The sequence below is a fragment of the Nocardioides luteus genome (assembly GCF_014648595.1).
Lineage (GTDB): Bacteria > Actinomycetota > Actinomycetes > Propionibacteriales > Nocardioidaceae > Nocardioides > Nocardioides luteus.
In genome coordinates this window covers 394,482-404,222 of sequence record NZ_BMRK01000002.1, presented here as the reverse complement: position 1 = coordinate 404,222, position 9,741 = coordinate 394,482, and the positions used below count along the sequence as shown (strand labels likewise).

Below are 9,741 nucleotides of genomic sequence, written 5' to 3'. Positions count from 1 at the left end.
GTCACGCCAGCGCCTCGACGTACGTCTTCGCTGCCTCGAGCTCCTGCGCCCACCCGTTGTCGTTGCCCTCGCGCTCCTTGAGCCAGACGGCGGGGTCCTCGGACAGGGTGGAGAAGCCGCTCTCGAGGACCTTGAGGGTCACGCCGCCGGCGGGGTTGTCCTCGATCCAGAACTCGACCAGGGTGCCTTCGGTGACGTCGCGGAACGGGGTGCCGAGCCAGCGGAAGGCGGCGTAGCGCGGCTCGTCGAGCGTGACCGTGCGGAATCGGAACTCGCCCAGCGTCGGATGGGTGACGACGGCGACCTCGGTGCCGTCGGCGGCGGTCTCGATCCGGGTGTCCGAGACGTCGAGGACGGTGCCGTCGTTGACGTACCACCCCGGGCGGGTGATCAGCGACCAGACCTTCTCGGCGTCTGCATCGATGTCGATCTGGCGGCTGATGCTGTCGAGCTCGGCGAGCTCTTCGGTGGTGTGAACCATTGGATCCTCCTCGGATAGTAGAAGTGCAACCCCAGTGTTGCACTTCGACTATCGCTTCTGCAACCCTATGATTGCAGATGGGCTCCGGCGCCATCACCGGCAGAGCGCGCCGCGAGCACGCCGCCGACGCCCGGGATCAGGGCGAGCAGCCACACCCGGTGACGACCACCGGAGACGAGCGTGGCAGCGACGATCCCGAGCGTGTAGCAGAGGCCGTGGACCGGTCCGGCCACGCTGCTGACCTCGGGTCGGTGGACGGTGAGAAGGTTGCCGAGCAGCACGAGCAGGGTCAGGCACTCGATGGCGCCGACGACGCGGAGGGCGTTCAGTCCGCTCATGTCGATCACACGCCAGTCGTCGAGCCGGGACGGTAGATCATCAGCACGACGACCACCGCCCAGAGCAGGTTGAAGATGCCGGCGTACATCGCGAGCCGGCGGGAGGTGTCCGCGCCTGCCGGCTCGTGACGGCCGAGCGCGTCGACGATGTTGCGCTGGACGGGCAGGATCGCTCCGACCAGCAGCACGGCAGCGATCGCGGTCAGGATCATCGAGGCGATCAGCCACCCGTCGGTCAGGACGCCGAGGCTCGCTCCGGTGGCGAGGCCGAAGACCGGCACCACGACCGCGATGACGCTGTAGACCCGGGTGATCCGGGCCAGGACCGTGACCGTGCCCGCTTTCAGGGCGCTGCCGGGGTCCGCGATGGCCGACCGCGCGGCAGGAGGGAACATGCTGGCCGTGACGGCGACCGGTCCGATCGCCAGGATCGCCGCGACGACATGGACGGCGAGGAGGAACCCGGTCACCGTGCGACCCGCTTCCCGCTGACCGTCGTACCCGGCAGCCGGCCGGCGCGGGAGTGGCCGGTCATCGTGTCGCCGTCGACGATGACGTCGAAGTCGAGGTTGAGCCGCATCGGCTTGGTGACCCGCTGCTTCCAGGTCACCTGGTCGCTCTGGCCGACCGCGATGTCGGTCACCGGCACGGCCTCCTTGTCGCTCGTCGCGGTGCCGGTGATGCCGCCGGGGGTCTCGGTGAAGACGTAACGGACATGGAGGGTGCCGATCGGGGTCCTGAGGTCGAGGTCCCAGGTGCCGGGGAGGGTGCTCATGCGTTGCTTTCCATGGTGGTGGCAGGGGTGCGGCCGCCGGCCCGCCAGACGATGCCGCGGCGCTCGTACTCGAAGAGGTCCTCGACGTACCGGGCGATCGCCGGCCCGAACTCGCGGTCGAGGAGGTGCAGGGCGACGTCGAGCCCTGAAGTCACCCCGCCGCCGGTGACGAGGTCGCCGTCGTCGACGACCCGAGCACGTACGGCGTGGGTGCCGGTGGCGTCGAGGACGTCCATGCCGAGGTGGTGGGTGACGGCGTGGCGGCCCTCCAGCAGCCCCGCCATCGCGAGCGCGAGAGACCCACCGCAGACGGTCCAGAGCTGCACGTCGGGGTTAGCCATCGCCCGGCGGATCAGCGGGATCGCCGGGCTGTCCGCGAACCGCGCCAGCAGGACCGGGATCGTCTCGTCCCCGGCGTCAGGGTCACCGTCGACCGGGCCGGAGGCGCCCGGGACGATCACGTAGCCAGGGCGGTCGGGGTCGAGGGCGGAGGTCGCGGTCAGCTCGAGGCCGAGCGTGCCGGACCTGACCGGTCCAGGGCCTGCGGCGGAGACGAGCTCGGCGATGAGGTCGCCTCCGAGCGCGTCGCTGCCTGCGGCGAGGACCTCGAAGGGAGCGATGACGTCGAGCGGGTCGAAGCCGTCGAAGAGGACGATCTGAGCGGTCAGTGGGGGCACGACGTACATCCTGCGGTCGAGGTTCCACGGGAAACAGTGGCGTCATTGCCATTGACCGGCTGGATCTGGCCACCGGGATCCGGCGGCTGCGTTACGTGTCAGACTGCGGGCATGCACACCGTGGCAGTCCTGGCTCCACCCGACGTGATCACCTTCGATCTGGCCACACCGATCGACGTCTTCGGTCGGGCCCGGATGCCTGACGGGCGGCCGGCGTACCGCGTCCTGGTCTCCGGGATGGAGCCGACCGTGCCTGCCGGTCCGCTGAGCCTCTCGGTCACCTCCGGTCTCGACGAGCTCGAGCGCGCAGACACGATCGTGGTGCCGGGACGCAACGATCCCTCGGTCCCGACGCCGCCGGCGATCCTGGATGCGCTCCGTGCCGCCGCCGCGAACGGCACCCGGATCGCGTCGATCTGCGTCGGCGCGCTGACGCTGGCCGAGGCCGGGCTGCTCGACGGCCGCCGCGCGACCACCCACTGGCGGGCCACGGGCCAGATGGCGCGCGACTACCCGCGCGTGACGGTGGACCCCGACGTCCTCTACGTCGACGAGGGCGACGTGCTGACCTCGGCCGGCGCCGCTGCCGGCCTCGATCTCTGCCTCCACCTGGTCCGGCGTGACCACGGGGTCGCCGTGGCCGCCGACTCCTCGCGGCTCGCGGTGACGCCGCTCTACCGCAGCGGCGGGCAGGCTCCGTACATCGTCCGCAACCCGCCCCGCTACGCCACCACGACCCTGGAGCGGGTGCTGGCCTGGATCGAGGAGAACGCCCACCGCGATCTCACCCTCAGCGACATCGCCGAGACCGCCCACACCAGCGTCCGTACGCTGAACCGACGGTTCCACGACGAGACCGGTCAGAGCCCGATGGAGTGGCTGACCGGCGTGCGCGTCCGCCACGCCCAGGAGCTGCTCGAGACGACCGACCACGGCGTCGAGCGGATCGCCCGGCAGGCCGGCTTCGCCAGTCCCACCAACTTCCGCTCCCACTTCCGGCGGCTGGTCGGGGTCAGCCCGCGGGAGTACCGCACGACGTTCGGGGCACGGGTCGGCGCCTCCGCCTGACCCGACTAGCGCTCGATGCGCTCGAGCTGGGTCCAGCCGGTGTAGCCGCGCTTCTCGACCAAACGCATCAGGTCGCGGGCGACGGGCACCTGCTCGACGAACATCGCGTCGAGCAGGGAGACGAGCTCGGGTGGCATCGTCTGGTCACCTTCGGTGAAGGCGGCGAGGTCCTGGGGCGAGACGCTCTCGAGCTGGGCGACGATCCGGTCGGCGATGGCCTCCAGGCGGGGGTCGCCGGGCTCCCAGTCGAGCATCGCCTCGAGCTCGAGATAGGTGTCGACGATCGACGGGTCCTCGAGCTGGCTCATCTTGCTGCGGATGAAGGCCTCCATGCTCTGCGGCTGGCGGGCGGCAACGATGATCCAGGCGTCGCGCTCGCCCTCGATCATCCGCTCGGGGATGCCGAGCTCGCGCATCCGCTCCAGGTAGGCGACGGCCTCGGGCGGGAGGGCGAGACCGTCGCCGTGGGCGAGGCGCGCGATGCGCTCGCGGTGGCGCTGCCGCTCGCGGATCTCGAGCCGGAGGCGCCTGTCGATCTCCTCGACGGCCTCGTGGAAGTCCTCGTCGCCGGCGGCCAGCAGCTCCTTGACACGGGAGAGCGGGACGCCGGCGTCGGCGAGGATGCGGATCCTGATCAGGTCGACGACCGCGGTGGCGTCATAGCGCCGGTAGCCCGAGTGGTCGCGCTCGGGCTCCGGCAGCAGTCCTTTGGCGTGGTAGTGCCGGACGGCCCGGACGGTGACACCGGCGTAAGCCGCCAGCTGACTGATCGTGAGCACTCCCGAATGGTGGCCCGTCCGCAGCCGGTTGTCGCCTGCTTTAGGCGAACTTGCGACGGTAGGCACCGGTGGCCAGGACGTAGGCGACGACGAGCAGCCCGATGCACCAGGCGAGCGCGACCCACAGCTCGTTGCCGAGCTCCTGACCGGCGAAGATCGCCCGGATCGAGTCGACGATCGAGGTGACCGGCTGGTGCTCGGCGAAAGCACGCACCGGGCCGGGCATGGTCTCGGTCGGCACGAAGGCCGAGCTGAGGAACGGCAGGAAGATCAGCGGGTAGGAGAAGGCGCTGGCCCCCTCGACCGTCCCGGCGGTCAGCCCAGGGATCACCGCGAGCCAGGTCAGCGCCAGGGTGAACAGCACGATGATGCCGGTCACCGCCAGCCAGTCGAGCACTCCGGCACCGGTGCGAAAACCCATCAGCAGGGCGACGAGCACCACCACGACCAGCGAGATCATGTTGGCGACCAGCGAGGTCAGCACATGGCCCCACAGCACCGCCGACCGCGCGATCGGCATCGACTGGAATCGGTCGAACATGCCGCCGTTCTTGTCCTGGAAGAGGCGGTAGGCGGTGTAGGCGACGCCCGAGGCGATGGTGATCAACAGGATCCCGGGTAGCTGATAGCTGACATAGCTCTCGTGGGAGCCGGTGTCGATCGCGCCGCCGAAGACGTACACGAACAGAAGCATCATCGCGACCGGCGTGATCGCCGTGGTGATGATGGTGTCGGGGCTGCGGCCGATGTGGCGCAGCGAGCGGCCGGTGAGCACGGCGGTGTCGCCGAAGAATCGAGCGGTGTTCATCGTGACTCCTTCACGGTGACGGCGGAGGTCTTGGTGATGGCGAGGAAGATCTCCTCGAGGGACGGCTGCTTCTCGACGTACTCCTGCTTCGCGGGCGGGAACATCGCCTTCAGGTCGGCGAGGGTGCCCTCGGCGATGACGCGGCCCTCGTGGAGGATCCCGATCCGGTCGGCGAGCTGCTCGGCCTCCTCGAGATACTGCGTGGTGAGCAGCACCGTGGTGCCGCCGGCGGCGAGATCGCGGACCGCCTGCCAGACCTCGATGCGGGCCTCCGGGTCGAGGCCGGTGGTCGGCTCGTCGAGGAAGATCACCGACGGGCTGCCGATGAGGCTCATCGCGATGTCGATCCGGCGGCGCATCCCTCCGGAGTACGTCGCGACCCGCCGCCCACCCGCCTCGGTGAGCGAGAACCGCTCGAGGAGCTCGTCGGCGATCGCGCCGGGGTTCGGCTGACGGAGCAGGCGGGCGACCAGAACGAGGTTCTCGCGTCCGGTCAGGATCTCGTCGACAGCGGCGAACTGGCCGGTGAGGCTGATCGAGCTGCGTACGTCGTGGGGCTGGGTGCGGACATCGAAGCCGTTGACGCGTGCGCTGCCGTCATCGGCGGTGAGCAGCGTCGTCAGGATCTTCACGGTCGTGGTCTTGCCGGCGCCGTTGGAGCCGAGGAGCGCGAAGATGCTGCCCTTCTCGACGCTCAGGTCGACGCCGCGGAGGACGTGCACGTCGCCGTAGGACTTGGTCAGTCCGGCGACCTGGATGGCTGGGGTCGGGTTCATGTCGACCAGCGTCGAGGGTTGACGCTGGGTCAAGGTCAAGCGAGATCCGCGGAGAGCTCAGCCGAGCCCGGCGTTGAGCGCGATCACCGCCAGCTGGGTGCGGTCGCGGGCCTGCAGCTTGGTGAGGATCCGACTGACGTAGGTGCGCGCCGTGGCGTGGCTGATGTGGAGCACGGCAGCGATCTCCGCGTTGGTCTCGCCCAGCGCGATCCGGCGGAGCACCGCCAGCTCGCGCTCGGTGAGCTCGGCGAGGCGGGGCTCGGGTGGCTCCTGCCTGGGTGCGGCTGCGAGGTGCTCCATCACCCTGCGGGTGATCTCGGGCGAGAGCAGGTTGCCGCCGCCGGCCACGGTGCGTACGGCCCGGCGCAGGTCGTCGGAGCCGGTGTCCTTGAGCAGGTAGCCGGCGGCACCGAGCCGGATCGCCTCGAGGACGTCCTCGTCGTCGTCGAAGGTGGTGAGGATCAGCACGCGGATGCCGACCAGCTCCGGGTCCTCGCGGATCCGTCGGGTGGCCTCGATGCCGCCGGTGCCGGGCATCCGCACGTCCATCAGCACCACGTCGGGGCGGAGCTCTCGGCAGCGTGCCACCGCCTGGTCGCCGTCGCGTGCCTCCCCGACGACCTCGAGGTCGGGGTCGGCCCCGAGCAGCATGCGGAGCCCGGCGCGCACGAGATCCTGGTCGTCGGCCAGCAGCACCCGAGTCATCGTCGCTCCCCGACGGGGAGCTCGGCACGTACGCGAAAGCCGTGGTCCTCCGGGCCTGCCGTCAGGGTGCCACCCAGCGCGGTGGCCCGCTCCCGCATCCCGGCGATCCCGTGGCCGCCGGCCGTCGACCGCGAGAGGTCGGGCGGGGCCCCGTCGTCGACCACATCGACCTCGATCACGTCGCCGTGGTCGAGCACCGTGATCACGGCGTGCTGCGCCGAGGAGTGCCTGACGATGTTGGTCACCGCCTCCTGGACGATCCGATAGGCGGCGGCGTCCACGGTGGGCGGCAGCGGTCGCGAGACCCGGACGTCCAAGGTGACGGTGACGCCGGGGGCCGCGGCCGCCAGCGCCTCGAGGTCGTCGAGCGCGACCGCGGAGCCGGTGGATCGGGTCGCTGTGCGGAGCAGACCGACGGTGCGGCGCAGCTCGGTCATGCTCGCGGTCGTCGTGTCCTTGATCGTACGCAGAGCAGCGCCGGCCCCCTCCTGGTCGCCCCGCCCGATCGCCTCGCGCGCCACGTCGGCGTGCATCGAGACGACCGAGGTCGCGTGCCCGAGCGAGTCGTGGAGATCGCGCGCGATCGCGACCCGCTCCTCGCGGCGCGCGGCGTCGGCCTGGTGGCGGGCGCGCTCCGCGGTGAGTGCGACGAGGCGCCGCGCGCTCTCCGCGGCCAGGCGGCGAGACCTGAGGCTGTCGCCGAGAGCGATGGCGGCCGACATGAGGAGCACGTGTCCGGCGAGGTCGTAGCCGACGACGTAGGAGAGATCCTCGCCGTCGGCCAGCCGGAAACCCACGCTGGTGACGAGGGTGATCACCGCGGCGACGACAGCCCAGGCGAGTCGGCCGAACTCTGCCGCGGACAGCAGCGCGGCGGCCACCGGCACCGCGACTCCGATCGCGGGATAGCCGGCGATGTAGTAGGAGAACAGCCCGAGCACCGAGATCCAGAGCACCAGGACCGGGTAGCGCCTCCTGGCGAGCAGCAGGCCACCGAGACCGACGGCCCAGAGATAGGCGAAGGTGTCTGGCTCGTTGCGGCCACCCTGGTCGGAGCTGATCACGATCGCCAGGGTCACGGCGACCGCCACGCCCAGCAGCACGTCGCCCGCCCAGGCGGGCGGCCGGAGGCGCGCATCGTCCTCTGCACCGGGCGTCATGTCCCCAACGTAGGCGATCACACCGGCCCCGGCAGTCGTCTGGAGGCGACAGCGGACGTCGCGCCGCGGCGTACCCGGATCGAGATCGTGGACGGATGGCCCGCGCCTCGAACTTCCCTAGCCTCGTGGTCATGTCCGAACCACATGCCACATCCACCGAGGCGACGCGACGCACGACGCTCGGCCTCCCGCTGACCGCGATCCTCGGGCTCGCCCTGCTGGCGGCACCTCGGGTGCCGCTGCACGACCTGGGGATCATCGAGGAGGGCACCTTCGTCAATGCGCTCTTCGTCTTCGTGCCACCGCTCGTCTGGGTCGCGGTCGCGGTGATCAAGCAGGTGCCGAACCCGCTGCTGACGCTGCTCGCGGTCGGGGCCTGCTACGGGATCCTGCTCGCCCTCGGGCATCAGCTCCTGTGGACGGAGAGCTTCGGAGACGACCCGCCCCGGCTCGGCGGGAACCTCTCCGGGCTGGACCCGACGGTGGAGTCGGTGATCATCCGCTCGTTCGCAGCCGTCTCCAGCGTCTTCACCGGGTTGATCGTCGGAGCGATCTCCGGCCTGGTCGCGTGGGGCGTCAGCGGCCTTCGCCGCCGTCTTTGACTTCGAGTACTCGAAGTTCCTAGCGTCGAACGTGTGACTGCATCCACGGCTCGGACCTACACGATCCGGGAGGTGGCGACGCTGACCGGACTTCCGGCCAGCACGCTGCGCTACTACGAGACGATCGGGCTCATCGCACCCGTCAGCCGCGGCGCGAGCAGCGGGCACCGGGTCTATGACGAGACCGACCTGGACCAGCTGACCGGCGTCGCCTGCCTGGCGGCGATCGGCCTCTCGATCGACGACATGCGCACGTACGTCGCCAACAGCCGCCTCGGCAGCGACGGTGCGAGCGAGCAGGTCGACATGCTCACCGAGCACGCAGCGCGTCTCGCCCGGGAGGCCGAGCACCTCGAGCTGCGGCGCACCTACGTCGGTCTCAAGACCGACTACTGGCGTGCCGTCGCGGCCGGAGACCAGGCCCGTGCCGAGGAGATCGGCGCACAGGCGCACGCCGTCGCCGACCGGATCCGCAGCCACGAGAACCACTGACTCACCCATCTCAGACCCAGGAGCACCATCTTGCGCGTCAACGCGTACGCAGCACCTTCCGCCGGCGAGCCGCTGGCCCCGATCACCATCGAGCGCCGTGAGGTCGGCGCGAACGACGTCCTCATCGCGATCGAGTACGCGGGCATCTGCCACTCCGACATCCACACCGTCAACGGTGACTGGGGCCCGCAGCCGTTCCCGGTCGTCCCGGGCCACGAGATCGTCGGCCGGGTGACCGAGGTCGGCTCGTCCGTCACCGACCACGAGGTCGGTGACCGCGTCGGTGTCGGCTGCTTCGTGAACTCCTGCCGCGAGTGTGACAACTGCCGCAACGGCGACGAGCAGCACTGCTCGACCCCGGGCGGCGGGGTCTCGACGTACGCCGCGAAGGACCGCGACGGGTCGTTCACCCAGGGCGGCTACTCCACCCATGTCGTCGTCGACGCCCACTTCGCGCTCTCCGTGCCCGACGGCCTCGACCCCGCGGCCGCCGCGCCGCTGCTGTGCGCCGGCATCACCACGTACGCCCCGCTGAAGCGGTGGGGCGCCGGCCCTGGCAAGAAGGTGGCCGTCGTCGGGCTCGGCGGCCTGGGCCACATGGGCGTGAAGCTCGCCCACGCGATGGGTGCGGAGGTCACCGTGCTCTCGCAGTCGCTGAAGAAGCAGGAGGACGGGCTGCGGCTCGGCGCCGACCACTACTACGCCACCTCCGACCCGGCGACGTTCAAGACGCTGCGCAACAGCTTCGACCTGATCGTCAACACGGTCAGCGCCTCGATCCCGGTCGACGACTACCTCGGGCTGCTCGCCGTCGGCGGCACCATGGTCAACGTCGGCGCCCCGTCCGAGCCGCTGAGCGTCAACGTCTTCTCGCTGCTCGCCGGCCGCCGCAACTTCGCCGGCTCGATGATCGGCGGCATCCCGGAGACCCAGGAGATGCTCGACTTCTGCGCCGAGCACAACATCGGCGCCGAGGTCGAGGTGATCTCCGCGGACCAGATCAACGAGGCGTACGCCCGGGTGCTGGCCTCCGACGTGCGCTACCGGTTCGTGATCGACACCGCGACGATCGGCTGATCG

At 70.4% G+C, this 9,741-nt stretch carries 14 protein-coding genes; 4 read left to right on the top strand and 10 right to left on the bottom strand.

Going from position 1 to position 9,741, the window contains the following annotated elements:
* Position 1 precedes the first annotated feature (1 nt).
* The 5 genes from IEY81_RS04370 to IEY81_RS04350 form a co-directional block, all read right to left on the bottom strand.
* On the bottom strand, positions 2-481 hold the full coding sequence (locus IEY81_RS04370; protein ID WP_189117219.1) for an SRPBCC family protein: 480 nt from the start codon (positions 479-481) through the stop codon (positions 2-4).
* 65 nt (positions 482-546) lie between these two features.
* Entirely contained in the window at positions 547-819 is a 273-nt protein-coding gene (locus IEY81_RS04365) for a hypothetical protein (protein ID WP_189117218.1), read from the bottom strand.
* A 5-nt stretch (positions 820-824) separates the two neighbouring features.
* On the bottom strand, positions 825-1,289 hold the full coding sequence (locus IEY81_RS04360) for a DUF2269 family protein (RefSeq protein WP_189117217.1): 465 nt from the start codon (positions 1,287-1,289) through the stop codon (positions 825-827).
* Positions 1,286-1,594 carry a hypothetical protein gene (locus tag IEY81_RS04355; RefSeq protein WP_189117216.1) on the bottom strand — a complete coding sequence of 103 codons (309 nt, stop codon included), beginning with the start codon at positions 1,592-1,594 and terminating at the stop codon, positions 1,286-1,288. Before IEY81_RS04355 ends, IEY81_RS04360 begins: the two co-directional genes overlap by 4 nt.
* Positions 1,591-2,271 carry a DJ-1/PfpI family protein gene (locus IEY81_RS04350; protein WP_229787322.1) on the bottom strand — a complete coding sequence of 227 codons (681 nt, stop codon included), beginning with the start codon at positions 2,269-2,271 and terminating at the stop codon, positions 1,591-1,593. Before IEY81_RS04350 ends, IEY81_RS04355 begins: the two co-directional genes overlap by 4 nt.
* A 111-nt stretch (positions 2,272-2,382) precedes the next feature.
* Between IEY81_RS04350 and IEY81_RS04345 the strand changes: the two genes are divergently transcribed.
* The gene (locus IEY81_RS04345; protein WP_189117214.1) at positions 2,383-3,339 is read left to right on the top strand and encodes a GlxA family transcriptional regulator; all 957 of its coding nucleotides are present in this window, start codon (positions 2,383-2,385) and stop codon (positions 3,337-3,339) included.
* 5 nt (positions 3,340-3,344) lie between these two features.
* On the opposite strand, the gene IEY81_RS04340 is transcribed toward IEY81_RS04345, so the two are convergent.
* The 5 genes from IEY81_RS04340 to IEY81_RS04320 are packed head-to-tail and all read right to left on the bottom strand — an operon-like array spanning position 3,345 to position 7,567.
* Positions 3,345-4,118 carry a MerR family transcriptional regulator gene (locus IEY81_RS04340; RefSeq protein ID WP_189117213.1) on the bottom strand — a complete coding sequence of 258 codons (774 nt, stop codon included), beginning with the start codon at positions 4,116-4,118 and terminating at the stop codon, positions 3,345-3,347.
* 40 nt (positions 4,119-4,158) lie between these two features.
* Positions 4,159-4,926 (bottom strand): ABC transporter permease, encoded by a 768-nt coding sequence (locus IEY81_RS04335; protein ID WP_189117212.1) that lies wholly within the window; start codon positions 4,924-4,926, stop codon positions 4,159-4,161.
* Positions 4,923-5,702 (bottom strand): ABC transporter ATP-binding protein, encoded by a 780-nt coding sequence (locus IEY81_RS04330; protein WP_189117211.1) that lies wholly within the window; start codon positions 5,700-5,702, stop codon positions 4,923-4,925. The genes IEY81_RS04335 and IEY81_RS04330 overlap by 4 nt, the downstream gene beginning before the upstream one ends.
* A 57-nt stretch (positions 5,703-5,759) precedes the next feature.
* Complete coding sequence (locus IEY81_RS04325) at positions 5,760-6,407, bottom strand: response regulator (protein WP_189117210.1); 648 nt, start codon at positions 6,405-6,407, stop codon at positions 5,760-5,762.
* Complete coding sequence (locus IEY81_RS04320) at positions 6,404-7,567, bottom strand: sensor histidine kinase (RefSeq protein WP_189117209.1); 1,164 nt, start codon at positions 7,565-7,567, stop codon at positions 6,404-6,406. The genes IEY81_RS04325 and IEY81_RS04320 overlap by 4 nt, the downstream gene beginning before the upstream one ends.
* Positions 7,568-7,698: 131 nt before the next feature.
* On the opposite strand from IEY81_RS04320, the gene IEY81_RS04315 reads away from it, so the two are divergent.
* The 3 genes from IEY81_RS04315 to IEY81_RS04305 are packed head-to-tail and all read left to right on the top strand — an operon-like array spanning position 7,699 to position 9,738.
* On the top strand, positions 7,699-8,169 hold the full coding sequence (locus tag IEY81_RS04315; RefSeq protein WP_189117208.1) for a hypothetical protein: 471 nt from the start codon (positions 7,699-7,701) through the stop codon (positions 8,167-8,169).
* A gap of 33 nt (positions 8,170-8,202) precedes the next feature.
* The gene (locus IEY81_RS04310; RefSeq protein ID WP_189117207.1) at positions 8,203-8,661 is read left to right on the top strand and encodes a MerR family transcriptional regulator; all 459 of its coding nucleotides are present in this window, start codon (positions 8,203-8,205) and stop codon (positions 8,659-8,661) included.
* Between the two features lie 30 nt (positions 8,662-8,691).
* Positions 8,692-9,738: an NAD(P)-dependent alcohol dehydrogenase gene (locus IEY81_RS04305; protein WP_189117206.1), complete on the top strand. Its 1,047-nt coding sequence runs from the start codon at positions 8,692-8,694 to the stop codon at positions 9,736-9,738.
* The last annotated feature ends 3 nt before the right edge of the window (positions 9,739-9,741 follow it).